The following is a 25,317-nucleotide window of genomic DNA, read 5'->3' as shown; positions in this document are numbered from 1 at the left end:
TTTTTTTCGTCGATACGAAAGGCTTCAGCGGGGGTTGCCGATTTCGCGGCGCAAGGCGGCCACGTCCGGTTCGATGCCGATGCCCGGCGCCTCGCCAAGGCGCACGCGGCCGTTCGTCGGCCGCTCGACTGGCCCGGAGAGCCATTCGCGCAGCGGGTTCGGATTCGCATCGACTTCGAGCATGCCGCGTCCCGCGCTGTCGCCCGCGGCGGCCAGCAGGTGCGCCGAAGCGAGCAGGCCGACGCCCGCGCCCAGGTAGTGCGGGCAATACGTGAGGCCGGCGCGCTGCACCGCGCGCGCCACGGGCAGGTTGCCGGAGATGCCGCCCCACTTGGCGGCGTCGGGCTGGATCACGCGCAGCGCGCCGCCCGCGATGCCGGCCTCGAACGCCGCGGCATCGGCGAAATTCTCACCGGCGGCGAGCGGCGTGCTCAGCCGTTGCGCGAGCGTCTGCCATTCGTGCATGGGCCGGTTGCAGCGCAGCGGCTCCTCGAGCCAGCCGGGCGCATGCGCGTCGATGACGTCGGTCATTGCGAGCGCGGCGTCGAGATCCCACGCCTGATTCGCGTCGACCATCAGGCGCCGCGCGCCGCCGATCATCTCGCGCAGCGCCGCGAGATTGCTGGTGTCGCGCTCGCGCCCGAAGCCGAGTTTGAGCTTGAACGCCTCGAAGCCGCGCGCGATCCGCTCCTCGACGATGGGCTGCGCGCCCGTGGGATTGAGCCCGCTCGCATACACGCCGATCTCGCCGCTGGCGCCGCCGAGTAGTCGCCAGAGCGGCAGGCCCGCGCGCCGCGCCTGCAGGTCCCACAGCGCGAGGTCGATGCCCGCGATGGCCTGCGCGAGCGGACCCGGTTCGCCCGATTGCAGCGCGAGTACGGCGGTGCGCTGCGTGAGGGCGTCGAACTGCGCGGCGGGGTGGCGGACCGTTTGCCCGGCGGCCAGCGGCGCGAGCACCGTGCGGATCAGCGCCGCGCGATGTTCCGCGCCGCACGCGGGGAAGTTGCACCAGACTTCGCCCCAGCCCGAGGCGCCGTCGCGGGCGATGACTTCGACGAACAGAGCCGGGCGATCGCGCATGACGCCGAACGACGTCTGCACGGGCGTGGCGATGGGCGCGCGCAGCACATGCGCCTCGATACGCTCGATGACGACAGGGGAGAGCCGGGGGTCGTCGGCAGGCAAATCGGTCATGATGGCGGTGCCCATATCTAAAAGTATGGTTTATAGTACTTTAAGGTCATGACGCGTTTCAAGTTCTCGACAAGTTCCCCGCGCGTTCCCGCAACTTCCGCGCGCCGCGGCGTAAGATCCCGCTTCGCCCGCCCAGTCCGTGTTCATCATGCGTTCAGCCACGTCCAGTCCCGTTCCCCTCTATCTGCAGATCGCCGATGCCTTGCGCGATCGCATTGCGCGCGGCGTCTGGCGTGAAGGCGACCCGATTCCCACGCTCGAGCAGATCGCGGCCGAGTTCGGCGTCGCGCGCGTGACGGCGCGCCAGGCCGTGCAGTTGCTGAGCGCGGAGGGGGCGCTGACGCCCCAGCGCGGCCGCGGCACCTTCGTGAGCGCGCCCGCGTCGCGGCACGAGGCGATGCATGTGGTCACGAGCCTCGACGCGCTCTCGGAAACCTGGCACCGGACCACGCCCGAACTGCTCACGCTCGACGAAGGAAGCCGGCTGCCGCCGCTGCGCGCGACGGACGGCAGGCTCGCGCGCTCCTACACCTACATGCGGCGCGTGCATGCGATGCAAGGCGAACCGTATTGCGTGATCGGCGTCTATCTGGAGGAGAAGCTGTTCGCGAAGCAGCGCGCGCGCTTTCGCCGCGAGACCGTGATCCCGATTCTCATGGCGATGACACCCCGGCCCATGGCGCGCGCGCGTCAAACGCTCACGATCGGCGCAGCGGATGCCGATACGGCCCATCATTTGCGCATTGCCATCGCGTCGCCCGTGGCGCGCGTGCAGCGCGTGTTCCACGACGCGAACGGCGTGGTCGTTTATTACGCGGACGTCACCTATCGCGGCGACGCCATCGAACTCGAGATGGATCTCGACATCTGAAACCGGTTTAGCTCTATGGAGGATGCAGTCATGTCGAAACTGGAATGCGTGTTGCCGGCCGCCGCCGCGCTCGGCGAGTGTCCGCGCTGGGACGAGCGGCGCGGCAAACTGTGGTGGGTGGATATCCAGGCGCCCGCGCTGCACGGCTTCGACCCGAAGACCGGCGAGGACCGCAGGATCGACATGCCCGAGAATATCGGCTGTTTTTCGCTGACGGAAGACGGCGGCTTCGTCGCCGGTATGCGCACCGGCATTTTCCTGCTCGACGAACACGGCAAGGTCGTGCGCAAGCTGTGCGACAACGCCGAAAATCCGGCGACGAGCCGCTTCAACGACGGCCGCTGCGACGCCCGCGGCCGCTTCTGGCTCGGCACGCTCGACGAGCCGAAGGCGGGCGGCAACGCCGGGCTCTATCGCTACGACCAGGGCGAACTCGCGCGCATCGACTCGGGCCTGCTCACCTCGAACGGCATGGCGTTCAGCCCCGATCATCGCTACTGCTATCACTCGGACACGCCGCGCTTCACGATTTATCGGCACACGTTCGACCTCGACAGCGGCGCGGTCGGGCCGCGCGAAGACTGGGTCACGTTCACGCCCACCGACACCGACCGCGGGCGCCCCGACGGCGCCTCGGTCGACAGCGAAGGCTACTACTGGGCGGCGCTCTACGAGGGCGCGCGCGTGGTGCGCATCTCGCCCGAAGGCAAGGTGGTCGAGGCGCACCCGTTGCCCGCGCGCTGCCCCACCATGTGCGCGTTCGGCGGCGAGGACCTGCGCACGCTCTACGTGACCACGGCGCGCCAGGGCCGTCCCGCCGCGGAGATCGCGCAGTATCCGCAATCGGGCGGCGTGTTCGCCATGCGCGTGAGCGTGCCGGGCCTGATCGAGCCGCGCAGCAACGTCACCCGCTGATCCCGCTCAGGCGCTTTCGCGTTCGACGATCTCGTAGGACAGCAGGTTGTCGCGCGCGATGGCGCTGGTGGGCGAGTCTTCTTCGATGGCGCGCAGCAGTTCGATCACGCGCATTGCCGCGATCTTGCCCATTTCGTAGCGCGGCGGCCGCACCGTGGTCAGCGAGGGCACGAGTTTGTCCGCGATCGACAGGTCGCCGAATCCCATCACCGCGCAGGCCTGCGGGATCGCGATCTTCTCGCGCAGGCCGTGCAACAGCGCGCCGGCGGCGAGATTGTCGTTGGAGAACAGCAGGGCGTCGGCGGGTTTGCGGCCGCCCGTGAGCGTGCGGAAGGCCTCGGCGCCCGCCTCGAGCAGCACCGAGGCCTGCGGGCGAAACGTCATGGGCGTGAGATCGAGTTCGCGCATGGCCGCTTCGTAGCCGCTCGCGCGATCGTTCGCGCCCATGTCGTCGGTGCGTTGCGGATGCACGAACACGATGCGGCGGTGCCCGCGTTCGTGGAGGTAGCGCGTGCAGTCGCGTCCCACCGAGGGATTCGAAAATCCCACCTGGATATGCTGCGGCCGCGCCCGGTGCGCCCAGGTTTCCACTACCGGAATGCTCGCGTTGGCCAGCAGTTCCGTGGTCTTGCGCGAGCGCTTCTGGCCCGTGAGGATGATCGCGGCGGGCGCCCAGCCCATGAACGCGCGCACGGCCGCTTCTTCTTCCTCGGTCGAATAGTTCGACGACGCCAGCAGCAACTGATAGCCGAACGGGCGCAGCGTGTCGGTCACGGCCTGCACCGTTTCGGCGTACACGCCACCCGCGATATGCGGGATCACCATGCCGACCGAGCGCCCGCGCGCCGAAGCCAGCGAACCCGCGAACACGTTGCGCACATAGCCGGTTTGCTCGATGGCGGCCGAAATGCGCTTCTGGATGTCGATACCCACGCCATCCTTGTTGTTGAAGTAGCGCGAAACCGTCATTGCCGACACGCCCGCCAGTTCGGCGACGTCATGCAAGGTGGTGCGGCCGGAGCCGCGCCGCTTGCGGGCTGGTTGAGTCATTACCAGGGAAATCCTTGAACGAGTTGAGTTGACTTCGCGTTAGCGCTAACCAATACTAGCTCACGTTAGCGCTAACGTCGCGACGTTTCTTCCGTCTCTTCCATTTCTTCCATGACGGCGTAGTCGACGTGACGGCGCATCGCACGCCCCGGCGCATTTATCCCCGCACGCCGCACCTCGCGCGGCAGCCGTCTCATCGAAGGAAAGCATGAACGTCAACACGAAGCGCAAATGTCTCGAAGATCTGCGCAGCCAGCGCTGGCTCGCGCCCGACAACACGCGGTCGTTCGCGCACCGGCAGCGCTTGCAGCAGATGGGCCTGCGCCGCGAGGAGTTTCTCGCGCGTCCCGTGATCGCCATCGTCAATACGTGGAGCGACCTCTCGCCGTGCCACGCGCATTTGCGCGAGCGCGCCGAAGCCGTGAAGCGCGGCATTCTGCTCGCGGGCGGCATGCCGTTCGAACTGCCCGCCATGTCGCTCGGCGAAGTGCTCGTCAAGCCGACCACCATGCTCTACCGGAACTTTCTGGCGATGGAAGTGGAAGAACTGCTGCGCTCGCTGCCTGTCGACGGCGCCGTGTTGCTGGGCGGTTGCGACAAGACCGTGCCGGGCCTCCTGATGGGCGCGCTGAGCGCCGACTTGCCCTGCATCTTCGTGCCCGCCGGGCCCATGCTCAACGACCGGTATCGCGGCGAGAAAGTGGGCGCGGGCACGCACACGCGCAAGTTCTGGGACGAGCGCCAGGCCGGCCACCTGGGCGCGCGCGAGTGGATCGCGCTCGAGTCGAAGATGGCGCGCACGCCGGGCACCTGCAACACCATGGGCACGGCGAGCACGATGACACTCGTCGCCGAGGCCATGGGCTTCACCTTGCCCAACGCCGCGAGCATCCCGGCCATGGACGCCGCGCACACGCGCATGGCGTCGCAAAGCGGCGAGCGCATCGTCGGCATGGTGTGGGAGGACCTGAAGCCTTCGTCGTTCTTCAACGCCGATTCGGTCGCGAACGGCATCGCCGCGTATATGGCGATAGGCGGTTCGACCAACGCCGCGATCCACCTGATCGCGATCGCGGGGCGCGGCAACGTGCCCCTGACGCTCGACGACATCCAGCACAAGGGCAAGGACATTCCCGTGCTCGCGAACATCCTGCCCTCGGGCGCCGCGCTGATGGAAGACTTCTATTTCGCGGGCGGCTTGCCGGCGCTGCTGCAGCGCGTGCATGCGCGGCTCGTGCCGGACTGCCTGACCGTGAACGGCCGCACGCTCGGCGAGAATCTCGAACCTGCGCGCTGCGACGACAACGAGGTCGTGCGGCCGCTCGCCGCGCCGGTGAGCGAACGCAACGCGCTCACGGTGTTGCGCGGCAATCTCGCGCCCGACGGCGCCGTCATCAAGCCGAGCGCGGCCAGCGAGAACCTGCTCCGCCACACGGGCCGCGCGCTCGTGTTCGATTCGATGGCGGACCTCAACGCGCGTATCGACGACCCCGATCTCGATGTCGATGCGAACACCGTGCTCGTGCTGCGCAACGGCGGCCCGCTCGGTGCGCCGGGCATGCCCGAGTGGGGCAATCTGCCGATCCCGAAGAAGCTGCTCGCGCAAGGCGTGCGCGACATGGTGCGCATTTCCGACGCGCGCATGAGCGGCACGCATTACGGCACCTGCGTGCTGCACGTCGCGCCCGAAGCCGCGGCCGGCGGCCCGCTCGCGTTGCTGCGCACGGGCGATCTCGTCGAGCTGGACGTGGGCGTCGGCCGGCTCGCCATGCTGGTTTCGGATGACGAACTATCCGCCCGCCGCGCCGTATGGCAGCCCGGTGTGCGCAGGCCGGCACGCGGCTACACGAAGCTGTTCCTCGACCACGTCACGCAGGCGAACGAAGGCTGCGATTTCGATTTCCTCGCGGGCTGGAGCGAGCCGACCGAACCGGTGATTTATTGATAGCGGAGATGACCCAGTGAACAACGACTTTCTGGCCTTGCTCGAACCGGGCAACGCCGACGATCCGGACCAGCGCGCGCCGCTCGGCACGTGGCTCATGGCCGGCACGGCGAGCAATGCGGAAGCGCTCGGCCACGCCGGTTTCGACTGGCTGCTGATCGACATGGAGCACGGCCCGATCGAGTTTCGCGATGCGTGGCAGATGATGCAGGCCGTCGATTGCACGCGCGCCGTGCCGGTCGTGCGGGTGTCCGGCAGCGACGATCCCTCGCTGGTGAAGCGCGCGCTCGATCTGGGCGCGCGCACGCTGATGTTCCCCTACGTGCAGAGCGCGGAACAGGCGCGCCGCGTGGTCGACGCCATGAAATATCCGCCGCTCGGCCAGCGCGGTTTCGCGGGCGTGCACCGCGCGAGCCGCTACGGCATGGTGAGCGACTACGGCAAGCGCGCGAATGCGTTGACCGCGTGCATCGTGCAGCTCGAAACGCCGCAAGCCATCGGGCAGCTCGAAGCGATCGCCGCCGTGGAAGGCGTCGACGCGCTCTTCGTCGGTCCCGGCGATCTCTCGGCGGCGCTCGGTTGCATCGGCGATCTCAAGGACGCGCGCGTGCAGGCGCTCATGCGCGAGGCGGCGCAGCGCGCGCGGGCGGTCGGCAAACCGATCGGCACGCTCGGCCCGAATCCGGAAATGGTGAGCGGCTTTCTCGACATGGGTTACGACTACGTCGCGGTCGGCTCCGACCTCGTGTTCATGATGCAGCAGGCGAAGGCGGTGCTTGCGCGCATGAAGGGCGCAGAGGGCGAGGCCGGCCCGGCCGCGATGCAGGTGGCCTACTGATGGGCGCGCGCTATGCCTCGCTCGAAGGCGCGGTGGTGTTCGTGTCGGGCGGCGCCTCGGGCATCGGTGCCGCGCTGGTCGAGGCGTTCGTCGCGCAACAGGCGCGCGTGGCCTTCTGCGATCTCGACGAAGCGGCGGGGCGGGCGCTGTGCGAGCGCTTTCCGGCGCACGCGCGGCCCTGGTTCGGGCGTTGCGACATTCGCGACATCGAAGCCTACCGGGGCGTGCTCGACGCCGCGGCGGCGGCGCTCGGCCCGATTCGCGTGCTCGTGAACAACGCGGGCCGCGACGACCGCGGCGCGCTCGACGACCTCACACCCGAACGCTGGGCCGACATGCTGCACACGAACCTCACGCATCACGTGTTCGCCGCGCAGCGCGTGGCGAGCGCGATGGCAAGCGCGGGCGGCGGCTCGATCGTCAACATGGGGTCGATCTCGTGGCTGCGCGGGCGGCCGAACCTGATCGCCTACACGGCCTCGAAGGCGGCCATCAGCGGCATTTCGCGCACGCTGGCGCGCGAGCTGGGCGGCGGCAACATCCGCGTGAACTGCGTGCTGCCCGGTCCCGTGCTCACCGAGCGGCAAAAGGCGCTGTGGTTCGATTCCGCCGACGCGCAGCGCTTCGTCGAGTTGCAGTGCCTGAAGTTTCCGGTCGAGACGAAGCATATCGCCGACATGGTGCTGTTCCTCGCCTCGGACCAGTCGGCGGCCGTGACGGGGCAGAACCTGATCGTCGATGCGGGGCTGGCGCAAGTGTCGGTGGTGGGGTAGCGCACGACGATCCACCGAAGGAGACCCGCGCCCGCGATCGACGGCTCGACCACACAACCGCACACCACGAAGCCCGCAGGCGCGTCGTTCGAGAAAACCAAAAATGGAGCGAGACAACCATGAAATCCGAAACCCTCACGTATTTTCCCGCGCGCTCGCGGCATCGCGCGCGCATGGCGTACCTGTTCGGCGCGCTGGGCGGCATCCTGTTCGGCTATGACAGCGGCGTGATCGCCGGCGCGCTGCTGTTCATCCGCAAGGACATGACGCTCGACGCGCGCCTGCAAGGCCTCGTGGTGGGCGGTCTGCTGCTCGGCGCGATGGTCGGCGCGTTCGGCACGGGGCGGATCGCCGACCGCTACGGCCCGCGCAAGATGCTGATCGGCGCGGGCGTGATGTTCATCGTCACGTCGATCCTCTCGGCGCTCGCGCCCGATCCCGTCACGCTGATCGTCGCGCGCGTGCTGATCGGCGTGACCATTGGCGTCTCGACGATCCAGGTGCCGCTCTATCTCTCCGAAATCGCGCCCAAGCACATTCGCGGCGGCCTCGCCTCGATGAACCAGCTCGCGATCGCCATCGGCATCCTGATCTCGTACATCGTCTGCTATGGGCTGGCGGCGCATGCGCAATGGCGCTGGATGCTCGGGCTCGCGGCCGTACCTTCGGTATTCCTCACGATCGGCATGCTGTTCCAGCCCGACTCGCCGCGCTGGCTCGTGCGTCAGGGGCGCGTGGACGAAGCGCGCCGCGTGCTCGAAATCACCAACACGCCGCAGGACGCCGCGGATTCGCTGCGCGAGATCCAGCAGGCGAGCGACGCCACCCGCACGGTGCGTCTCGTCGACGTGTTCCGCTCGAAGGCGCTGCGCCCGACGCTTGTCAGCGTGTTCGGGCTCGCCGTGCTGCAACAGGCGCTCGGCATCAACACGATCGTCTATTACGCCCCGACGATCCTGCGCGCGGCGGGCTTCGGGGAGTCGGCGGCGCTGCTCAACGCCGTGGGCCTCGGCGTGCTCTCGATCATCATGACGATCTGCGCGGCGCGCGTGGTGGATCGCGTGGGGCGGCGTCCGCTGCTGGTGTGCGGCGCGCTCGTGATGGCGCTCAGCATGGTCGTGCTCGGCGTGGTGTTCCATGCGGGCGTCACGACCTCCGCGGCGGGCAGCGTGGTGGCCGTGGGCGCGCTCGCGTTCTTCAAGGCCGCGTTCTCGTTCAGCTGGGGCCCGCTCGTGTGGGTGATGATGCCGGAGCTGCTGCCCTTGCGCATTCGCGCGCGGACCATGTCGGCGGCGGCGCTCGCCATGTTCCTCACCAACTTCATCGTCGCGGCGACGTTTCCGGCGCTGCTCGAAATGGGCGCGGCTTCGGCGTTCGCGGTGTTTTCGGCGTGCTGCGTCGTGGCCTTTCTGTTCGCGATTTATCGTCTGCGCGAAACGGCGGGCTTGAGTCTCGAGGAAATCGAAAAGGGCGTGGGTTGAGGCGCGGGGTCCCGCGCACCGGCTCGACGCACGGACAAATACGTTAGCGCTAACGAAAAACCCCGCGCATCACGATCAAAAACAACATCTGGAGACAGCTTCGTGAAGACTTCTTTTCGACGCATGGCAACGTTCTGCGCCACGGGCGCGGCGGTGCTCCCGGCGCTCGCCCCGCTCGCGGCACATGCGCAGAGCAGCGTCACGCTCTACGGCACGGTCGACAACGCCATCGCGTGGTCGAACAGCCAGACCGCGCTCGGCTCGAATGCCAACGGCCGCCACAACGTGCAGATGGCGCCCGGCACGTGGGACGGCAGCAAGTTCGGCTTTCAGGGCCGCGAAGATCTCGGCGACGGCTGGGCCGCGATCTTCAACCTGATGTCGCGCTTCAATTCGGCGAACGGCAACGCGCAATACTCGGGCGCGATGTTCGGCCAGCAGGCATGGGTCGGCATGACGAACGCGCGCTACGGCAGTCTCACGCTGGGCCGCCAGCTCACCTCGTACTACTGGATGGTCGCGCCGTGGTCGCCCACCAACTGGCTCACCGGCTTCTCGGGTGCTCACCCGGGCGATCTCGACAACTTCGACACGATCTACAAGACCAGCAATACCGCGCTCTACAAGTCGCCGAGCTTTTATGGCCTGACCGTGAGCGGCGCGTACGCGCTGGGCGGCCAGCCCGGCAGTCTCGCGCAGGGCTCGAGCTGGAGCGCGGGCCTGCAGTACCGGCTGGGCGCGTTCGGCGTGGGCGCGGGCATCGAGCGCTTCAACAACGCGACGCCGGGCGGCGGCGCCTGGGACCCGAACTCCACGGCGTCGCAGGCGGGGGAGATCGGCGTATCGGCGGTGACCAACGGCTATCGCACGGCGGCGGCGCAGCAGCGCATCGCGGTCACGGGCGGTTATGCGATCACGTCGAACGTCGATGTTTCGGCGTCGTATTCGAACGTCCAGTACGTGCCGGGCGCCGGCTCGGCGTTTCGCTCGACGGAAGTCTGGAATACCTTCGGCGCCGTGTTGCACGTGCGGCTCGCGGCGGTGTGGGATCTGGCGGCGGGTTACAGCTACACGCGCGCGAGCCAGGCGAACGGCATCACGAGCGGCGCGCAGTATCAGCAGGGATCGCTGGCGGAGTACTACAGCCTGTCGAAGCAGACAGGCCTCTATTTCCTGCAGGCTTACCAGCGCGCCAATGGGCAGACGCTGGGCACGGACGGCGTGTCGATCATCAATGCCACGCCGACGATCGGCGACGGTTTCAACGGCTCACCGTCGTCGTCGCGCAGCATGGTGACGGTCGCGGCGGGCTTGATCCACCGCTTCTGATCGAGCGCGCCTCAGCTCGCCGCCGGCTCCATCACGGCGAGCCGCTTGCCGAGGCTGACCACGGCGTCGGCGCGATAACCGAGCGCGTCGTAGAACGCGAGCACGTCGGGCTTGTCGCTGAGCACCTGCAAGTTGAGCTTGAGGCAGCCCAGCGCGGCGAGCGCGGCTTCGGCGTGGCGCACGAGGCGCGTGCCGAGACCGTGCCGCCGCGCGGGCGGCGCGACCGCGAGCGAATAGAGCCAGCCGCGATGGCCGTCGTAACCCGCCATCACCGTGCCAACGAGCGTGGGTTGTTCGCCATCGCCGTCCTGCTCGGCGACGAAGAACAGCTCCGGCTGCGTCCCGAGCTTGTTCGCGATCGACAGGCGCGGATTGCGATGCGGCCGGCTCGCGTCGTTGTACTCGGGAAAGGCGTCGAGCCAGAGCGCGAGCACGGCCTCGGTATCGGCCTCGGTGAAGGTGCGGATCGTGATGGACATCCGGTTTCCCAGTTCTGCTGACGGTCGGTCGGGCTGGCTCAGAGCGAGTCGAGCACCGTGCGCAGCATCGCCATCATCTGGTCGATCTCGGCGTTCGTCACGTTGAGCGCGGGCATGAAGCGCAGCAGGTTCGGACGCGCGGCGTTGAGCAGCAGGCCGTCCGGCTGCATGTCGCGCGCCTTCTCGACGATCTGCGGGCCAATGTCCTTGCCGAGCAGCAGCGCGCGCAGCAAGCCTTCGCCGCGCTCGCCCTCGAAGCCGCGTTCGGCCGAGAGTTCGAGCAGCTGGTCGCGCAGGTAGTCGGCGCGCGCGCGCACGCCTTCGAGGAAGCCCGGCGCCACCAGTTGCGAGATCACCGAATAGCCCACGGCCGTCATCAGCGGATTGCCGTTGTAGGTGCCGCCCTGGTCGCCCGCTTCGAACACGCAGGCGCTCTCCTTCGCGCACAGCGCCGCGAGCGGTACGCCGCCGCCAATGCCCTTGCCGAGCGTCATGATGTCCGGCTCGATACCCGAGAGTTCGTAGGCGAACAGCGTGCCCGCGCGGCCGCAACCGCTTTGCACTTCATCGGCGATCAGCAGGATGCCGTGCTTTTGCGTGAGCGCGCGCAGCGCCTGCATGAATTCGCGCGTGGCCGGAATCACGCCGCCTTCGCCCTGGATCGGCTCGAGCATGACTGCGACGGTCTTCGCGTTGATGAGCTTCTCGACCGAAGCGATGTCGTTGAGGTCGGCCTTCGGGAAGCCCGGCACCTGCGGCGCGTAGATCGTGTCCCAGCCCGGCTTGCCGCTCGCCGACATGGTCGCGATCGTGCGGCCGTGGAAGCTGTGATCGAACGTGATGATCTCGAACGCGCCGTCGCGATGCTTCTTGCCCCACTTGCGCGCGAGCTTGATCGCGCCTTCGTTGGCTTCGGCGCCGCTGTTCGCAAAGAACACCTTGTCGAAGCAGCTATTCGCCGTGAGCAGGTCCGCGAGCTTCGCCATCGGCGCGTTGTAGAACGCCGGCGACGGGTTGATGAGCAGACGCGACTGCTTTTCGAGCGCCTCGATCATGCCGTCGTTGCAGTGGCCCAGGCTGTTGACCGCCCAGCCCTGGATGAAGTCGAGGTAGCGTTTGCCTTCGTTGTCGTAGAGCCACGACCCCTTGCCATGCGTGAAAACGATTTCGGGCCGGTTGGTGATGTACATCAGCGACTCGATCGGGTACTCGGAAAAATTCATGGCAACGGGCTCCGCGCAGGGACTGCAAAGGGTTGAAAGACAGCTGCCGAAGTGACACCAGCGACGGCTGCAAAAACAAAAAGCCACGGACTGGCCGTGGCTTTCGTAATTCGAACTTTCCTGTGCGCCGGTGGGTTCAACCCTTCACGACGCGCGTCCGCGACTAAGCCAGGCCCTAAAGGTGGGGCAAGCGGCGACGTCGAAGTTCGGACAGGATGCGGTTCATGGGCGCAAGAATACGACAAGCGGCGCGGCGATGTAAACCATCAATGTACGCACCGACCAGGAAATTTTCTTGACGGTCGGCGTGAACCGGCGGGGCAGGTGCACGCGAAAGGTGGCGCGCGCCTGGCCCGCACGCCGGTGTCAGACCGGATTCGCGAGGTCCGCGGCGCTCGTGAAGGAGTCCGCATAGAACTCGTCCTCGGGCAGGCCGTGATGCTGCGAGAAGTCGCGCTGCGCCGATTCCACCATGACCGGCGCGCCGCACGCGTAGACCTGGTACGCCGAGAGATCGGGCAGATCCTCGACCACGGCGCGGTGCACGAAGCCCGTGCGGCCCGTCCAGGCGTCGCTGGCGGCGGGCTCGGAGAGCACGGGCACGAAGCGGAAGTTGGGGATGTCGCGCGCCCATTGTTCGGCGAGTTCCATCAGGTACAGGTCCTTCTTCTGGCGCGCGCCCCAGTAGAGCGCCATCGGCCGGTTCAGGTTCTTGTGGACCGCGTGCTCGACGATGGCCTTGATCGGCGCGAAACCGGTGCCCGAGGCGAGCAGCACGATGGGCTTGTCCGAGTCCTCGCGCAGGAAAAAGGTGCCGAGCGGCGCCTCGAAGCGCAGGATGTCGCGCTCTTTCATCTGCGAGAAGACGTGGTCGGTGAACTTGCCGCCCGGCATGTGGCGGATATGCAACTCCAGCGGGCCTTCCTCGTGCGGCGCCGAGGCCATCGAATAACTGCGGCGCGTGCCGTCCTTGAGGATGAACTCGAGGTACTGGCCGGCGAGATATTGCAGACGCTCGTTCGCGGGCAGTTGCAGCTTGATGACGACGACGTCGTCGGCGCGGCGCTCGATCGCGGCAATGCGGGTTGGCAGCTTGCGCACCTGCATGTCGCCCACGCCGGCGATCTCGCGGATGTCGATTTCGAGGTCGGTTTGCGCCGTCGCGCAGCAGAAGAGGGCCATGCCGCGCGTGCGTTCGTCGTTCGACAGCGCCGATGCCGCGTGCGCGCGCTGCTCGACTTCGCCCGCGCAAACCGTGCCCTTGCACGATCCGCACGCGCCGTTCTTGCAACCGTACGGCAGACCGATGCCCTGGCGCAGAGCCGCGTTGAGGATGAATTCGTCGGGCTCGACCTGGAACTGGCGGCCGCTTTGCTTGAGCGTTACGTTGAAAGCCATAGTGGGGAAAGCGAAAGTCTCGATTTCGAAAGTTGAAACGGCTGCGCGGGCGCTTGCAACAGGCGATAAAGCCTGGGCGGCCCCCGGCGGCTAAAATGGTTCCACCATGATTGCCACCAGAAAACTGCGCCGGGCGCGCATCCTGATAGTGGGCGCGGGCGACGTCGGGCTGCGCTGTCTCCACCCGTTGCGGGCGCACGCCAGCGGCGCACGCGTGTTCGCGCTCACGCGCCGCACCGAACGCGCCGGCGAACTGCGCGCCGCGGGCGCCGTGCCCGTGGCGGGCGACCTCGATACGCGCGCGAGCCTCGCGCGGCTTGCCGGTCTTGCGCGCGTCGTGCTGCACCTCGCGCCGCCGCAGAAAACCGGCGACGACGACCTGCGCACGCGCCGTTTGATCGCCGCGCTTTCGGCGCGCCGCCGCGCGGTTGCGCGAGCGCCGCAACCGGCGCTGGCGGGCGCTTCGCGGTCCGCATTCTGGCGCACCGTTCGCAGCGCCGGAATCAGTGCGGGACCGTTCGCCAGACCGTTCGCCATTGTACCCGAGCGCACTTTGCGCTCCCGGCGCGCGCAGCGTGCTGCTCCTCATGCACCTCGTGCCACCCGTGCCGTTCCGCCGCGCACGCGGCTGGTCTACGCGAGCACGACAGGCGTGTACGGCGACTGCGGCGGCGCGCGCATCGACGAAACCCGCACCCCGCGGCCCGCCAACGCCCGCGCGATCCGGCGTATTTCCGCTGAACGGCAGTTGCGCCGCGCCACCGCGCGCGGCGCGCTTACGGCAACAATCGCGCGCATTCCCGGCATTTACGCGGCCAGCCGCTTGCCGCTCGCGCGTCTGGAAAAGCGCACGCCGGCGCTGGTGGCAGCCGACGACGTTTACACGAGCCATATCCACGCCGACGATCTCGCGGCCATCCTGTTGCGCCTCGCCACGCACGGCCGGCCCGCCCGCACGATACACGCGAGCGACGACAGCGAACTGAAGATGGGCGAGTACTTCGACCGCGTGGCCGATGCCTTCGGTTTGGCGCGTGCGCCGCGCGTGAGCCGCGCCGAGGCCGAGCGCGAACTCGATCCCGTGCTGCTGTCGTTCATGCGTGAGTCGCGGCGTCTCGCCAATACGCGGCTCAAGCGCGAGGTACGCGCGCGCCTGAAGTATCCGGATGTCGATGCGTTTTTGCGCACGCTGCCGCCGCGTTCATGACGGCCGGATCGAAATGATCGCGGGCCGGAGCGCGCGGCGGCCGGGCGCAAAGCGTGCCGTTCACGTGATGGCCGGCAGCGCCTCGATAAGGAGGAAGCACAATAGAGCGCCAATCAGCGCGCCGATCAGATTCGGGTGGTATTGATGCCGGAAATGCATCGACGCCAGCAGCCCACCGATCAGAATCGCCCCTAGCGCCACGAATGCCATCAACACGGTTGAGATCTGGAATGTGCCGTTGATGATCATGATGCCCCTCCTTGCTGCTTGTAATCGTTGTTTAAACGAGTATAGGGCGCATCGTCAGGAAGGGCATGCTGCACCGCCGCGAAAATGGGGGCAGTTTGCAAAGATCCGTGCGTCAACGCACTGAGGGGCGGGCGTCGGCGCGAGCAGCCGTGGTTTACCCGTTGTTGCGCAGCGCGTCGAGGGCGGCGGCGTCGAGCCATTGCCATTGGCCCGGTGCGAGCGTGCCGGGCAGCCCGAAACCGCCGATGCGCTCGCGATGCAGTGCCTCCACGCGGTTGCCCGCCGCGGCCACCATGCGCTTGACCTGGTGGTACTTGCCTTCGAGCACCGTGAGTTCGAGCGTGTGCTCGCCGCGCGCGACGGCCGCGACGGCGGCGCTGGGCGCGCGCTCGCCGTGCAGCAGAACGCCTTCGCGCAGGGCCTGCAACTGGGTTTCGTCGATGGCATGACGCGTGGTCGCGAGATAGACCTTCGGCACCTTGCGTTTGGGCGAGGTGAACGCGTGCACGAACTGGCCGTCGTCGGAGAGCAGCAGGAGGCCCGTGGTGTCCTGATCGAGGCGGCCGACGCACTGCACGTTGCGCTCGGCGAACTGCGGCGGCAGCAGATGAAACACACTCAGGTGATGCTGCGGATCGCGCGAACACTCGTAACCGGCGGGCTTGTTGAGCGCGACATAGGCGTGCGCGTGATACGGCCACGCCGCGCCGTCGACGCTGAAGACGAGGCCGGCCGGGTCGAAGTCGGCGAGCGGGTCGGTGCACGTTGCGCCCGCGACGGCGACGCGCGCATCGGCGATCATTGCGCGACATTGGCGGCGCGTGCCGAAACCCTGGCTGAAGAGAATGCTTTCGAGATTCATGACGGCGATGGACGGCGTGAACGACGCGAATAGCGCGCCGAGCGGCGTATTTTAGCGGTCGCGCGGCGTTCGCAGCTTAGCCGCGCAATCGTGGCGCGATCTTGCAGCGGTCGTGCCGCGATTGTGCCTTCCCGGCGGCGCGGGACCGGCAGGTTGGCGGCCCGCGCGGGCGCGCCCGGCGCGTCGCGGCGCAAGCTCGAACGCCTCGGGTCCCGTTATCTCTTGTCAGATCACGCCGCACACTTCACGTCGATTGCAGGCCCATTTCGCGCGCCTTTCACATGCGCACGGCTTGACCACGTGTTTTGCGCGGATGGCGTAACGTAGCGCGAGGCATCGGCAGGTAGGGTCCACGCGCGTCGTGCTACGCGCGAACCGGCCGCACGCAGCGCACGCCGGTGCCCATCCCCATTCCTCACGCGCAGCGCCACGGCCGCGAACTTGCCACGCGTGCTGCGCCGACCGTTCACGTGGAGAACAGCAATGGCGAAGACGATCGCGGATCATCTGGCGAAAACGCTCGAAGCAGTGGGTGTCGAGCGTATCTGGGGCGTAACGGGCGACAGCCTCAACGGCCTCTCGGCGAGCTTGCGCAAGCTCGGCACGATCCGCTGGATGCACACGCGCCACGAAGAAGTCGCGGCGTTCGCGGCCGGCGCCGAAGCGGCGGCAACGGGGCGCCTCGCGGTGTGCGCGGGCAGTTGCGGACCGGGCAATCTGCATCTCATCAACGGACTCTACGACGCGCATCGCAACCGCTCGCCGGTGCTCGCGATCGCGGCGCATATTCCGTCGACGGAAATCGGCCTCGGCTATTTCCAGGAAACGCATCCGACCGAACTGTTCCGCGAATGCAGCCATTACGTCGAACTCGTGACGAACGCCTCGCAGTTTCCGCGCGTGCTCGACACGGCGCTGCGCACGGCGATCGACCAGAAGGGCGTGGCCGTGATCGTGCTGCCCGGCGACGTCGCGCTGCTCGAAGCGCCCGACGAAGACGCCACCTGGGCGCAGGCCGCGCGCCCCGCGACGCTGCCTTCCTCGGCCGACATCGACCGGCTCGCCGAACTGCTCAACCGCTCGGAAGCTGTGACGCTGCTGTGCGGCAGCGGCTGCAAGAACGCGCACGACGAAGTGGTGGCGTTCGCCGACGCGCTCGGCGCGCCGACCGTGCACGCGCTGCGCGGCAAGCAATATGTCGAATGGGATAACCCGTACGACGTGGGCATGACGGGCTTGATCGGCTTCAGCTCGGGGTATCACGCGATGATGTCGTGCGACACGCTCGTGATGCTCGGCACCGACTTTCCGTATCGCAACTTCTATCCGCAGAACGTGAACATCGTGCAGATCGATCGCGACGCCGCCGCGCTCGGCAAGCGTGCGCCGCTCACGCTGGGCTTGATCGGCGACGTGCGCGAGACGTTGCGCGCGCTCGCGCCCAAGCTCACGCGCAAGCAGGATCGCCGCTTTCTGGAGCGCGCGCGCGACCACTACGCGGAGGCGCGCAAGGGACTCGACGATCTCGCGCGCCCGGCCGCCGCGGGCAAGCCGCTGCATCCGCAATACGTGGTGGCGCGCCTGAACGAAATTGCCGACGACGACGCGATCTTCGCCGTGGATGTCGGCACGCCGACGCTGTGGGCCGCGCGCTATCTGACGATGAACGGCCGGCGCCGTCTGCATGGCTCGTTCAACCACGGCTCGATGGCGAACGCGATGCCGCAGGCGCTCGGCGCGCAGGCCGCGCATGCGGGTCGTCAGGTCGTGTCGCTCTCGGGGGACGGCGGTTTGTCGATGCTGCTCGGCGACATTCTCACGGCGCGCCAGCTCGATCTGCCGATCAAGATAGTGGTCCTGAACAACGGCTCGCTCGGTTTCGTGGCGATGGAGATGAAAGCGGGCGGCTACGTGGAGACGGGCACCGATCTCGCCGCCACCAATTTCGCCGAGATCGCGAAGGGCGCGGGCCTCTTCGGCGTGCGCGTGGAGACCTCGGAGGCGCTCGACGAAGGCTTGCGCGCGGCGTTCGCGCATCCGGGACCGGCGCTCGTGGACGTGGTGACGACGAAGCACGAACTCGCGATGCCGCCGAAGCTGCAATGGGCGCAGGCGAAGGGTTTCAGTCTGTATATGCTGCGCGCGGTGCTGAGCGGTCGCGGCGACGAAGTGGTGGAACTGGCGCAGACGAATTTGCGCTGACAACGAAAAACCCCGCGAAGGCGCGAGCTTTCGCGGGGTTTTAGCGTTCTGGTGCTCGGGCCGGAATGAAATATCGGCCGCTAAGCCTTGTCAGATGGGAGTTTCGGGGCTTGCGATCCATGAAAAACCCCCAAAAAAACCCCCGACACCTCTTGGCTAGAGCACACTGAGGTCGTTGCAATTTGACGATTATGTCCCCATGTTGGTGGGCAGCAATCGCAAAGTTTGGCTAGCTTTGGCTCCGATCTTATCGGCCCTTGGTACAATGCCAGCAAAACGGGATGTTGTAATTCTGACCGACGCTAACTAACAACATGGATCTCAGCGCTCTCTATCCGGCTGGCGGGAATCACGCGATACAGAACGTCGCGTTCGTCCTTGAGTGGCCCGTACCCTTGACGGAGAGCAATATTGCTACCGCGAAAGAGATCCATCAGCGGCACTTACTGAAGGCGTTTCCAAGAGCCGAAACGCCGCAAATCATCACGTTCAATTTTCAAGCAGGTATCGGTGCGCCTCCCCAGCCTCCCCAGGCCGGTATCGGATTGATGCTGACGCGCCCGAGGGGAACTGCCGCCGGCAACAACGTCGCGGCAAGTATCCAGATCACCCAGCAGAATTGCGTGATCGTGGTCAACGAGTACACCCGATGGGCCACGATTTGGGCGGATGTGTCTCACTGGCTAAGGCTGCTCTTGCCGGCTATTCAGAAAGACGGTAATCCGCTCACGGGAGCAACTCTCCAGTACACCGACGCCTTCGAATGGCGAGGAAATCCCCGCGAGTTTATTCCCAAAGTGCTGTTCTCGGCAGACTCCACATTTGTGCCAAAAAACGCCTTGTCATCACTTGGTCTATGGCATTCGCATCATGGTTTTTTTGTCGAGGTTGATCCGAGCGACGGGTATCAACTTTTGGAAAATGTGAACGTTAACGTTCATGAGCATCCTGAATCCCGGCAGCGCGCGGTGGTTGTTATGACGAGCCATAAAGCGACGTTCAGCGAGGGAATATGGGGTTCGGATAAGGCTGTCGACGCGCTCGATCCCCTTATGACCCGATTACATGAAAGAAACAAAGACATCCTGAGAGACATGCTCGCCAGCGATGTAAAGAAGATGATTAAGCTTGATGTAGCTAATTAAGAGGGGGCAATCGTGTCATTCGCAGTGAGCACTATGATTATGTGGGTTGGCCTCGCTCAGCAACCGGTAACACTGTTAAACGGCGTAGAAAGCGTCGTTCAGGCGGCTCCGTATGTGGCTCGTTCGAGCGGAACGACGATTAATCTTTTTGCGACCACGACGCATGCGCCCTCGGAAAATACCGCTGCAGACATTCCTCCCGTGCTAACCAAGATTGAGGCTTTAAGAGCAGAGATCAACGACTACGCCGGCCTTGCGGATGGATGGGACGGAGAGGGCAGTCGCGCACCTAGCGCCGACGCGGTGGTAGACGCAATCTGTTTAACGATGCACCTGCCTGCTGGCATTCCCGTTCCTCGAGCGATGGTTTCTGCGAATGGCGAAGTTGGCCTGTATTGGAGATCAGACCGGGCATACGTAGATATCGCAATTGAAGATGGTGGCACTATTTCCATCTATGCGCGCGACAAGGCCAATGGTGATCAAGAGCAATTTTGGGATGAATTGCCAGCCAGTAAGGTTACGACGGCTGATCTTTCGAACTATCTTGCAATCTTGGCGGCTTAATCGTGACGGGGCAGCCTCACGATACGGATGAAAATCCGTGCCAGTCCTTTTTTGAAGCCAACGAAGAAAATAAGGAAAAAGTTAAGGCGCTTCAGAAACATCCCCGGTTGTCAGAATTTGAGAATTTGACCGCCTCGCGGTTATCGCCTGGAGTCGTGGCCGGTGGTGAAGATTTGCTGAGGCAAGTCTTTAATCCATTACATATCGAGCTGGATACGGGAGATTTGAAGCCTTCAGCGTTCGACGACGCGAGTAGCATGGGCCTGTCTGTGGATCGCGAGGCCCACCGTGCTGCGAAGGCGACTGTGACAGAAGGGCTGGCTCGAGCGGAGGCGGCTAACGCACGTGAAGGTTCTACGCCCCGAAAACTTCATGGAGTCGCGCGTTTGAGGGCCTGCGACGTACGCGAACTGAAGACAGAGGGCGCGCGATGCTTCGGGGTATATGACACCGCGATTGAATCAAACATAGCTCACGCTGACGTATGTCAACTGATTGCGGGTAAATTGCCGGGACGCAGTGCTAGGTCCAAATTAGTGGAACTGGCTCAAAACAAAGTCATTCTGTACGCACCCGAAGAAGGTTCCGGGGCTGCCTGACAGTTGCTATCGATCGGCGCCCTTCACCGCGGCTTCCAGTGCGAACTCGTGGCCAACGCGCTCGGCGATTGTTTGTCGTAGAACTTGTTCATGTCCTCTTTAACGGCTCTGGGCCAAACGTCCGGAGTATCGCAGTATTCGTTCTTTCCATCATCACGTCTAGCGGATGAGATCATCCGCTAGCGTTCGGCTAATCGATCATCATGACGCAACCGTTATAGATGCACGTACAAATAAAAGACTATTAGTCGAGCGAAGTTCCGCACAGCCGGCGGCCTCGGATCGTGATGGTTTGTCCTGAACCCGGGGCGGATCCTGAAAATATGAGATCGTTGCCTGTGACCTGCCCTGTAAGCTGAAGGGTATATTCGCCGCCTTTGGTATTGAATACGCTGACGGCGTTCGGAGCAAAGGCCTTTATCTTTAGAACTGCGCGAAGCTGGTCATCGGAGCCGGAGACCTCGCCCGAATACAGATACTCGTTATCGCCGCCGCGGACCTTACCGTTCTCCACGACAACTAGACCGCCACCCCGCAGGAGAGCGCTGAAACTAACAGCATAAAATCCATCGATCGTCATTTGACTCTCCGGTTACATTTAAGAATATGCATTGCCATACGACTTTTGTACGCAACGCGCCGCCCCAAATTGCTTTGGCACGGTCCGCAATGAATGCGATACGTTGAAACTGCCGCTACTGCACTTTCCTATTAGTAACCCGGACTTTTATGTCCCGCTTGGCCGGTGTAAGGGTTGACGTTGCCTTGACTCGAATAGTTGTTATAAGGGTTAGAGTCGGGCGCAGTGCGATGATACGGCTCAACGTACGTGCCATTGCTGCGCGTGTAGCCGCTCACCATCTGATCATTTCCATAGCTATTACTACCGGCGTTTCCGTACGACGAACCGCTCGAATGGCTGCTTCCGTAGTAGCTTTGAGCAAAGGCAGGTGCCGTTGCCAGACAGGCGGCAAGTAGAAGTGTGTGTTTCACGGTGGTCCCCGGTGTCGCTGTATGTGAGCGGCTGGTTGGTCTGACAGTAATTAATTTCTTTGTGTTGTTTGCCAGATAGTGCCACGATTCGCTAAGTTTACAAAATCCATGCGTTTCGAATCAGGCGACCCTAGTGAAACACTGCACCATACCGGAAGAAGAGATGTTTCTGCGCCGGGCGCATTGAGCCACAGACACGGCGGAAACGAACGGGTGCGTGCCGAGGGCGCCGTTTGCCACGGTGAGGCCGGAAATTCGGCGGAACAGTCGCCACGCCGTCAAACACTGACGGCTGGCGGCGTGCGGTGACATCTGCCCGAGCGAGCCGTGCATCCAATGTTGCCGGTTGGATCGCGAAGTGCCGGGCGATTGCTCCGCTATCGCCGTCGAATTGGTCGAACACGTGGTAGTAGGCGACAGCCTCTGAGAACTGCGCGTGCATGACTCGAGCGGCTTCGGCAGCCTCTTCCGCCAGCTCGATCGCAATCTCTGGCTCGTAGTTCTGCGGCGCTGCCAGGCGAGCAGATATGGCGTTTTCCCGGTAGTCCCCATCGTCGTCGCGGTCCTCATGGTCGAGCCGGGCCGCGAAGCGCATTGCCCGGTTCACAAAACGACCGAATAACTTGTGCAGACGCGTCACGACGGTCTCTTGCAGGTCTGCGTCCTCTGGCTCGACAGCGCCGCCGCGCTCCGCCTTGACCTCTTCGGCGATGATCCACGCTTCGCTCTTCAGATCATCAACCGAGTGCTCGCCTTGACTAGCGCCAGCGATCTGGCGCAGATGCTTGAGCATCGGGGCGATGAGTCGATCAAAAAAGGACGCGTCATTTCGCTGGGCCATCGCACCGCCTTTGAGAGAGGAAGCTGGAACCACATTGCGCCGGCAGTCTATTCCGCAGCCGTGACATTTGAAGTGCGGCCGTCGGGCGCACCGGCAATTGAGCACGCATATCGACAGGCTACGGACTTTCACGGACCTCTTGACCGCGCGGTGCCTTGTGCTATTCTGAACTTGCTGCTGAAACAACAGCGGCCGGGTTTGGCGACCTGATACTCAAGGCGGACGACGACCGCCACATGGCGGTATTTTTTCGTCTGTACACTACGCAAGCGCCCAATCAACGGGCGGGCGATGGTGGGGATACCTTCGGGTATGCCGGATTCCTTGAGTACCGGTTCGCCAACCCTGTCATCCGCCCGCCCACCCCATTTGGCGATGGGAAGCGGGTTCCAATACTCAGGGACCCACTATGCTTCAGACCTCTGCTCGTTCCGAGCAAAAGCAGTCCATCATTGAGATCATCCGCGCTGCTCTGCGTGCCGCTGCGCTTTCGGACCGGCCGAATGACGCTATCGACACGTTGGCCGATGCACTTATCCGCTTGATTGAAATCGCGGAGGTGTGTCATGCATGAAGTTAAGATCACTTTTCCCGAGGCTGCACGAGCCGTCTTGATCTCCATCGATACGGATGGTGAACTCGTCACGCTTCCAATCGACTCGGGCTTTTCGGTGCTGAACATCGAACGCGATCTCATGTCGCATCTCAATGAGCGCCCGTTTAGCGACGAACGGCTGAGCCAACTGATGAACTATGTTGCCGGGCGCATTGAGGCGCGCCAGCGAGCAGCTGCGTCCCGTGGCGTTGCTTTTCCTTCCGGCAGCGAATGGCGTGTCGTCGAGGGGGCGGTGCGATGATCTCTGAAAATTTTCTCAACGATTCATTCTCGATTTTCACTGACGCTGCGGTCGAGGCTACCGCTCATGGAGCGCTCATCCGTTCGGAGCCGCTGCTTCATCAGATGAACCGCGCTTTTCTTGTTACGCGCGGCGTTCGCGAGATCATGAAGATTACGCGAGCCAATCTGATCCGAGAAACCGTCTACGCCACCGGTGCCAATGATGGATTGGAGCCGCCTCTCGATCGCGCGTCGATCGAAGCCCTGCTGGGCCTTGGGGTCGCTGTCACAGAGATGTTCGAAGAAAGCCTTGAGGACACTGCGTCGTGGGCCGATAGGGAAGCAAATAACGATCAAATGGAGGTACAGCGATGAGCCGCCACAGCTATCTCCAACAGAATTTTCCTCGGTTTTCTGAGCGAGTCGTTACGGCGGCGCGCGACGGCCGCCTGGACGCTGCACCTTTGATTGATGTGTTGGAGCGCGCGTCAGTTGTCGCCAGCGGGGTGTCCGCAGTCCTCACCATTGAGGCTGCCAACACTGTCCGAGGCGAAGTGATTACCCCCGACGACGGACTTGAACCGCCGTTGTCGAGCGGCATCATGTACAGATTGATAGGGCTGGCACGTATTGCGGCGGAATCCCTTGAACGCGAGATCGAGCGCGTCGCCGAATGGGCAGAGGAACACGGCGTTCAGGAGTGCGCCGAAAAGTAGCGCGAATCGCTGCAGCGTGCCCTGTTTCATCCGCAGGTCGGTGTAAATGGCATCGGCTGACGCATAATTGTTTCCACCGCGCCTAGCTCGACGGGGCGAAAACCGGGCTCCCTTACCCGGCCGGCGCGGTTCCTATCACGAGGGGACGCGTTTAAGGGGCGCGATATGCCATACGAAAACCTGTATCAGCAGCATGCGTTAGACGACACGCTGCATTACGCGATTTCACTACGCGAAGCAGCGTTATTGATCGCTCTCGATAACGATGATCGAGATCAAAGCGAGATCGAAGCGGAAATGCCAAACGGTGGCGATTACGTGGTGGGAATGTCCCCATTGCTTGAGCCTTCAGGAAAGCTTAGAACGGCTCGCGACCACATCGAAAAGAGCATTCTACGAGCGATCGAATCTCGCCGAATCGACTTCGCGCTTTGTGCTCGGACTCAAGACGATAAGATCGATGCAGTGTATTCGCTGGTTTCTGGTAGCGATGTTGAAAGCTGGTGCAACGAGCACGACATGCGGTACGGCGAATGGTGGATGCGTTGGCAGGAAGACGAAAACGAATTCCTTGTTGCAATCGCTGACGATGTCGTCGCGCGTCGAATGCCCGCGCCTTTGGAGCGAGCCCCATCTCCAGGCGACGAAGAGATCATGGCCCAGTTCCTCAACTCTGAAGAGGATCAGCGAAAGTGGATGTTCAAAAAGCTGCAGGACGAATTGCATGAGGCGAAGCAAAAGTCGAAGTCGCCGACTGTTGAGCACGAGACGCTTGGCACGCGTGAAAGAAACACACTTCTGACGATCATCGCTGCCCTCATCGACGAGTTGGGTGATCGGCTGCCGAGCGGCACGTACAAGCGAGCGCAGGCCGTCGCGGCAATAACTCATAGAATTGGCGCTTCGCTCGCCGATAACACGGTGGATAGCGTATTGAAAAAGGCCGCAGCTACCATCGACCGCCGCCCGCGAGATTCTGCTTGACCCGCCTCAGTTTGGGTGAAAGCCGCCTCAATTGAGTTTTTTCGGGGCCGCTGAAACATAGCATTCGTTCACCAACTCCTACCAAGAACGGTGAACGAATGAAGAACACTTCTGAGGCGTCAATCGGTGCTCCTTCGGCCGAGATCGTGGCCCTGCCGATCCTCCCGGCGATCGGCCTTTCAAAGTGGCCTCAGATCGCTCCGTTCCTCCCCATCGGTCGCGAAACGTGGCGCAAACTGGTCCGTGCGGGTAAAGCTCCGCAGCCGATTCGGTTGTCCGGGACTTGCGTTGTTTACCGCAACGAAGAGATCCATCAATACCTTGCCGATCCGCTCGGCTATCGCTCCTGATGGTGGTGCCAGTGCGAACCAGCGCGAATCGAGTTTCGCCAATCAGTGCGCGTCGGCGATTCGGTGGACTTGGCACCACACCGGTTTCCTTTCACGTGGTGCGTGGACCCTGGGTCGTTCAGAAGGACCTCGCGTGGCCGGCTATCACGTGGAACGACGGTCGCTGCTGGGCATACCTACACGATATGACGCCAGCGGCCGTCCAGCACGTCCTCGAATGCTTGCGCGAGGCAGAGCTTGACCGTTGCCAGCCGCATGGCCTGCTCAC

Annotated in this window: 27 protein-coding genes; 18 read left to right on the top strand and 9 right to left on the bottom strand. The window is 64.3% G+C overall.

Annotated features, from left to right (window positions below; genetic code table 11):
• Positions 1–24: 24 nt before the first annotated feature.
• Positions 25–1,194: a mandelate racemase/muconate lactonizing enzyme family protein gene (locus FAZ98_RS10555; RefSeq protein WP_158951164.1), complete on the bottom strand. Its 1,170-nt coding sequence runs from the start codon at positions 1,192–1,194 to the stop codon at positions 25–27.
• A 148-nt stretch (positions 1,195–1,342) separates the two neighbouring features.
• Between FAZ98_RS10555 and FAZ98_RS10550 the strand changes: the two genes are divergently transcribed.
• The gene (locus tag FAZ98_RS10550) at positions 1,343–2,065 is read left to right on the top strand and encodes a GntR family transcriptional regulator (protein WP_233272597.1); all 723 of its coding nucleotides are present in this window, start codon (positions 1,343–1,345) and stop codon (positions 2,063–2,065) included.
• A gap of 30 nt (positions 2,066–2,095) precedes the next feature.
• Positions 2,096–2,980, top strand: a complete 885-nt coding sequence (locus FAZ98_RS10545; RefSeq protein WP_158951163.1) for an SMP-30/gluconolactonase/LRE family protein — start codon at positions 2,096–2,098, stop codon at positions 2,978–2,980.
• A 6-nt stretch (positions 2,981–2,986) separates the two neighbouring features.
• Here the strand turns inward: FAZ98_RS10545 and FAZ98_RS10540 are convergent, their stop codons facing one another.
• Positions 2,987–4,030: a LacI family DNA-binding transcriptional regulator gene (locus FAZ98_RS10540; RefSeq protein ID WP_158951162.1), complete on the bottom strand. Its 1,044-nt coding sequence runs from the start codon at positions 4,028–4,030 to the stop codon at positions 2,987–2,989.
• 208 nt (positions 4,031–4,238) lie between these two features.
• Here FAZ98_RS10540 and araD point away from each other — a divergent pair, with 208 nt between their 5' ends.
• From araD to FAZ98_RS10515, 5 genes are all read left to right on the top strand, one after another.
• Entirely contained in the window at positions 4,239–5,975 is a 1,737-nt protein-coding gene (gene araD, locus FAZ98_RS10535; RefSeq protein WP_158951161.1) for an L-arabinonate dehydratase, read from the top strand.
• Positions 5,976–5,991: 16 nt separating this feature from the next.
• Positions 5,992–6,813: an HpcH/HpaI aldolase family protein gene (locus tag FAZ98_RS10530; protein WP_233272596.1), complete on the top strand. Its 822-nt coding sequence runs from the start codon at positions 5,992–5,994 to the stop codon at positions 6,811–6,813.
• Positions 6,813–7,586, top strand: a complete 774-nt coding sequence (locus FAZ98_RS10525; protein WP_158951160.1) for an SDR family NAD(P)-dependent oxidoreductase — start codon at positions 6,813–6,815, stop codon at positions 7,584–7,586. The genes FAZ98_RS10530 and FAZ98_RS10525 overlap by 1 nt, the downstream gene beginning before the upstream one ends.
• 119 nt (positions 7,587–7,705) lie before the next feature.
• Entirely contained in the window at positions 7,706–9,067 is a 1,362-nt protein-coding gene (locus FAZ98_RS10520) for a sugar porter family MFS transporter (protein WP_158951159.1), read from the top strand.
• A 123-nt stretch (positions 9,068–9,190) separates the two neighbouring features.
• On the top strand, positions 9,191–10,396 hold the full coding sequence (locus tag FAZ98_RS10515; protein ID WP_158951945.1) for a porin: 1,206 nt from the start codon (positions 9,191–9,193) through the stop codon (positions 10,394–10,396).
• Between the two features lie 11 nt (positions 10,397–10,407).
• Here FAZ98_RS10515 and FAZ98_RS10510 read toward each other — a convergent pair whose 3' ends face one another.
• From FAZ98_RS10510 to FAZ98_RS10500, 3 genes are all read right to left on the bottom strand, one after another.
• A complete protein-coding gene (locus FAZ98_RS10510) occupies positions 10,408–10,875 on the bottom strand; it encodes a GNAT family acetyltransferase (RefSeq protein WP_158951158.1) in 468 nt (155 codons plus the stop codon).
• Between the two features lie 38 nt (positions 10,876–10,913).
• On the bottom strand, positions 10,914–12,098 hold the full coding sequence (locus FAZ98_RS10505) for an acetylornithine transaminase (protein ID WP_158951157.1): 1,185 nt from the start codon (positions 12,096–12,098) through the stop codon (positions 10,914–10,916).
• Between the two features lie 366 nt (positions 12,099–12,464).
• The gene (locus FAZ98_RS10500) at positions 12,465–13,496 is read right to left on the bottom strand and encodes a CDP-6-deoxy-delta-3,4-glucoseen reductase (protein WP_158951156.1); all 1,032 of its coding nucleotides are present in this window, start codon (positions 13,494–13,496) and stop codon (positions 12,465–12,467) included.
• Between the two features lie 106 nt (positions 13,497–13,602).
• Between FAZ98_RS10500 and FAZ98_RS10495 the strand changes: the two genes are divergently transcribed.
• Positions 13,603–14,703 (top strand): NAD-dependent epimerase/dehydratase family protein, encoded by a 1,101-nt coding sequence (locus FAZ98_RS10495; RefSeq protein WP_158951155.1) that lies wholly within the window; start codon positions 13,603–13,605, stop codon positions 14,701–14,703.
• Positions 14,704–14,763: 60 nt separating this feature from the next.
• Here the strand turns inward: FAZ98_RS10495 and FAZ98_RS10490 are convergent, their stop codons facing one another.
• Together FAZ98_RS10490 and FAZ98_RS10485 are read right to left on the bottom strand one after the other, a co-directional pair.
• On the bottom strand, positions 14,764–14,952 hold the full coding sequence (locus FAZ98_RS10490) for a hypothetical protein (RefSeq protein ID WP_158951154.1): 189 nt from the start codon (positions 14,950–14,952) through the stop codon (positions 14,764–14,766).
• Between the two features lie 154 nt (positions 14,953–15,106).
• Positions 15,107–15,814: a pseudouridine synthase gene (locus FAZ98_RS10485; RefSeq protein ID WP_158951153.1), complete on the bottom strand. Its 708-nt coding sequence runs from the start codon at positions 15,812–15,814 to the stop codon at positions 15,107–15,109.
• Positions 15,815–16,297: 483 nt separating this feature from the next.
• Here FAZ98_RS10485 and poxB point away from each other — a divergent pair, with 483 nt between their 5' ends.
• The 4 genes from poxB to FAZ98_RS10465 all read left to right on the top strand — a co-directional run bounded on the left by poxB (position 16,298) and on the right by FAZ98_RS10465 (position 20,327).
• The gene (gene poxB / locus FAZ98_RS10480; protein ID WP_158951152.1) at positions 16,298–18,016 is read left to right on the top strand and encodes a ubiquinone-dependent pyruvate dehydrogenase; all 1,719 of its coding nucleotides are present in this window, start codon (positions 16,298–16,300) and stop codon (positions 18,014–18,016) included.
• Between the two features lie 314 nt (positions 18,017–18,330).
• Positions 18,331–19,161, top strand: coding sequence for a TIGR04255 family protein (locus tag FAZ98_RS10475; RefSeq protein WP_158951151.1), 831 nt, complete (start codon positions 18,331–18,333; stop codon positions 19,159–19,161).
• A 24-nt stretch (positions 19,162–19,185) separates the two neighbouring features.
• On the top strand, positions 19,186–19,728 hold the full coding sequence (locus FAZ98_RS10470) for a hypothetical protein (protein WP_158951150.1): 543 nt from the start codon (positions 19,186–19,188) through the stop codon (positions 19,726–19,728).
• A 2-nt stretch (positions 19,729–19,730) separates the two neighbouring features.
• Entirely contained in the window at positions 19,731–20,327 is a 597-nt protein-coding gene (locus tag FAZ98_RS10465; protein WP_158951149.1) for a hypothetical protein, read from the top strand.
• Positions 20,328–20,571: 244 nt separating this feature from the next.
• Here FAZ98_RS10465 and FAZ98_RS10460 read toward each other — a convergent pair whose 3' ends face one another.
• Both FAZ98_RS10460 and FAZ98_RS10455 read right to left on the bottom strand, forming a co-directional pair.
• Positions 20,572–20,907 (bottom strand): GrlR family regulatory protein, encoded by a 336-nt coding sequence (locus tag FAZ98_RS10460; protein ID WP_158951148.1) that lies wholly within the window; start codon positions 20,905–20,907, stop codon positions 20,572–20,574.
• Positions 20,908–21,450: 543 nt separating this feature from the next.
• Positions 21,451–22,161: a hypothetical protein gene (locus tag FAZ98_RS10455; RefSeq protein WP_158951147.1), complete on the bottom strand. Its 711-nt coding sequence runs from the start codon at positions 22,159–22,161 to the stop codon at positions 21,451–21,453.
• A 409-nt stretch (positions 22,162–22,570) separates the two neighbouring features.
• Here FAZ98_RS10455 and FAZ98_RS35360 point away from each other — a divergent pair, with 409 nt between their 5' ends.
• The 6 genes from FAZ98_RS35360 to FAZ98_RS10430 all read left to right on the top strand — a co-directional run bounded on the left by FAZ98_RS35360 (position 22,571) and on the right by FAZ98_RS10430 (position 25,049).
• On the top strand, positions 22,571–22,735 hold the full coding sequence (locus tag FAZ98_RS35360; protein WP_199272262.1) for a hypothetical protein: 165 nt from the start codon (positions 22,571–22,573) through the stop codon (positions 22,733–22,735).
• A complete protein-coding gene (locus tag FAZ98_RS10450) occupies positions 22,728–23,018 on the top strand; it encodes a hypothetical protein (RefSeq protein WP_158951146.1) in 291 nt (96 codons plus the stop codon). The genes FAZ98_RS35360 and FAZ98_RS10450 overlap by 8 nt, the downstream gene beginning before the upstream one ends.
• Entirely contained in the window at positions 23,015–23,374 is a 360-nt protein-coding gene (locus tag FAZ98_RS10445) for a hypothetical protein (protein WP_158951145.1), read from the top strand. The genes FAZ98_RS10450 and FAZ98_RS10445 overlap by 4 nt, the downstream gene beginning before the upstream one ends.
• Entirely contained in the window at positions 23,371–23,715 is a 345-nt protein-coding gene (locus FAZ98_RS10440) for a hypothetical protein (RefSeq protein ID WP_158951144.1), read from the top strand. Before FAZ98_RS10445 ends, FAZ98_RS10440 begins: the two co-directional genes overlap by 4 nt.
• A 165-nt stretch (positions 23,716–23,880) precedes the next feature.
• Positions 23,881–24,699, top strand: coding sequence for a hypothetical protein (locus FAZ98_RS10435; protein ID WP_158951143.1), 819 nt, complete (start codon positions 23,881–23,883; stop codon positions 24,697–24,699).
• Between the two features lie 98 nt (positions 24,700–24,797).
• Positions 24,798–25,049 (top strand): helix-turn-helix transcriptional regulator, encoded by a 252-nt coding sequence (locus tag FAZ98_RS10430; RefSeq protein ID WP_158951142.1) that lies wholly within the window; start codon positions 24,798–24,800, stop codon positions 25,047–25,049.
• The last annotated feature ends 268 nt before the right edge of the window (positions 25,050–25,317 follow it).

This window comes from Paraburkholderia acidisoli, from assembly GCF_009789675.1.
GTDB classification, from domain to species: Bacteria; Pseudomonadota; Gammaproteobacteria; order Burkholderiales; family Burkholderiaceae; genus Paraburkholderia; species Paraburkholderia acidisoli.
Note: the sequence above shows the minus strand (reverse complement) of the source record. Positions and strands in the feature narration are given on the sequence as shown.

What these genes read in the sequence shown, in the direction of transcription:
- FAZ98_RS10440 (WP_158951144.1), top strand. Translation starts at nt 23,371, where the DNA reads ATGAGCCGCCACAGCTATCTCCAACAGAATTTTCCTCGGTTTTCTGAG.
- FAZ98_RS10475 (WP_158951151.1), top strand. Translation starts at nt 18,331, where the DNA reads ATGGATCTCAGCGCTCTCTATCCGGCTGGCGGGAATCACGCGATACAG.
- FAZ98_RS10460 (WP_158951148.1), bottom strand. Translation starts at nt 20,907, where the DNA reads ATGACGATCGATGGATTTTATGCTGTTAGTTTCAGCGCTCTCCTGCGG.
- FAZ98_RS10520 (WP_158951159.1), top strand. Translation starts at nt 7,706, where the DNA reads ATGAAATCCGAAACCCTCACGTATTTTCCCGCGCGCTCGCGGCATCGC.
- FAZ98_RS10505 (WP_158951157.1), bottom strand. Translation starts at nt 12,098, where the DNA reads ATGAATTTTTCCGAGTACCCGATCGAGTCGCTGATGTACATCACCAAC.
- FAZ98_RS10550 (WP_233272597.1), top strand. Translation starts at nt 1,343, where the DNA reads ATGCGTTCAGCCACGTCCAGTCCCGTTCCCCTCTATCTGCAGATCGCC.
- FAZ98_RS10430 (WP_158951142.1), top strand. Translation starts at nt 24,798, where the DNA reads ATGAAGAACACTTCTGAGGCGTCAATCGGTGCTCCTTCGGCCGAGATC.
- FAZ98_RS10485 (WP_158951153.1), bottom strand. Translation starts at nt 15,814, where the DNA reads ATGAATCTCGAAAGCATTCTCTTCAGCCAGGGTTTCGGCACGCGCCGC.
- FAZ98_RS10545 (WP_158951163.1), top strand. Translation starts at nt 2,096, where the DNA reads ATGTCGAAACTGGAATGCGTGTTGCCGGCCGCCGCCGCGCTCGGCGAG.
- FAZ98_RS10515 (WP_158951945.1), top strand. Translation starts at nt 9,191, where the DNA reads ATGGCAACGTTCTGCGCCACGGGCGCGGCGGTGCTCCCGGCGCTCGCC.
- poxB (WP_158951152.1), top strand. Translation starts at nt 16,298, where the DNA reads ATGGCGAAGACGATCGCGGATCATCTGGCGAAAACGCTCGAAGCAGTG.
- FAZ98_RS10450 (WP_158951146.1), top strand. Translation starts at nt 22,728, where the DNA reads ATGCATGAAGTTAAGATCACTTTTCCCGAGGCTGCACGAGCCGTCTTG.
- FAZ98_RS10435 (WP_158951143.1), top strand. Translation starts at nt 23,881, where the DNA reads ATGCCATACGAAAACCTGTATCAGCAGCATGCGTTAGACGACACGCTG.
- FAZ98_RS10525 (WP_158951160.1), top strand. Translation starts at nt 6,813, where the DNA reads ATGGGCGCGCGCTATGCCTCGCTCGAAGGCGCGGTGGTGTTCGTGTCG.
- FAZ98_RS10500 (WP_158951156.1), bottom strand. Translation starts at nt 13,496, where the DNA reads ATGGCTTTCAACGTAACGCTCAAGCAAAGCGGCCGCCAGTTCCAGGTC.
- FAZ98_RS35360 (WP_199272262.1), top strand. Translation starts at nt 22,571, where the DNA reads ATGCTTCAGACCTCTGCTCGTTCCGAGCAAAAGCAGTCCATCATTGAG.
- FAZ98_RS10510 (WP_158951158.1), bottom strand. Translation starts at nt 10,875, where the DNA reads ATGTCCATCACGATCCGCACCTTCACCGAGGCCGATACCGAGGCCGTG.
- araD (WP_158951161.1), top strand. Translation starts at nt 4,239, where the DNA reads ATGAACGTCAACACGAAGCGCAAATGTCTCGAAGATCTGCGCAGCCAG.
- FAZ98_RS10490 (WP_158951154.1), bottom strand. Translation starts at nt 14,952, where the DNA reads ATGATCATCAACGGCACATTCCAGATCTCAACCGTGTTGATGGCATTC.
- FAZ98_RS10455 (WP_158951147.1), bottom strand. Translation starts at nt 22,161, where the DNA reads ATGGCCCAGCGAAATGACGCGTCCTTTTTTGATCGACTCATCGCCCCG.
- FAZ98_RS10540 (WP_158951162.1), bottom strand. Translation starts at nt 4,030, where the DNA reads ATGACTCAACCAGCCCGCAAGCGGCGCGGCTCCGGCCGCACCACCTTG.
- FAZ98_RS10555 (WP_158951164.1), bottom strand. Translation starts at nt 1,194, where the DNA reads ATGACCGATTTGCCTGCCGACGACCCCCGGCTCTCCCCTGTCGTCATC.
- FAZ98_RS10445 (WP_158951145.1), top strand. Translation starts at nt 23,015, where the DNA reads ATGATCTCTGAAAATTTTCTCAACGATTCATTCTCGATTTTCACTGAC.
- FAZ98_RS10495 (WP_158951155.1), top strand. Translation starts at nt 13,603, where the DNA reads ATGATTGCCACCAGAAAACTGCGCCGGGCGCGCATCCTGATAGTGGGC.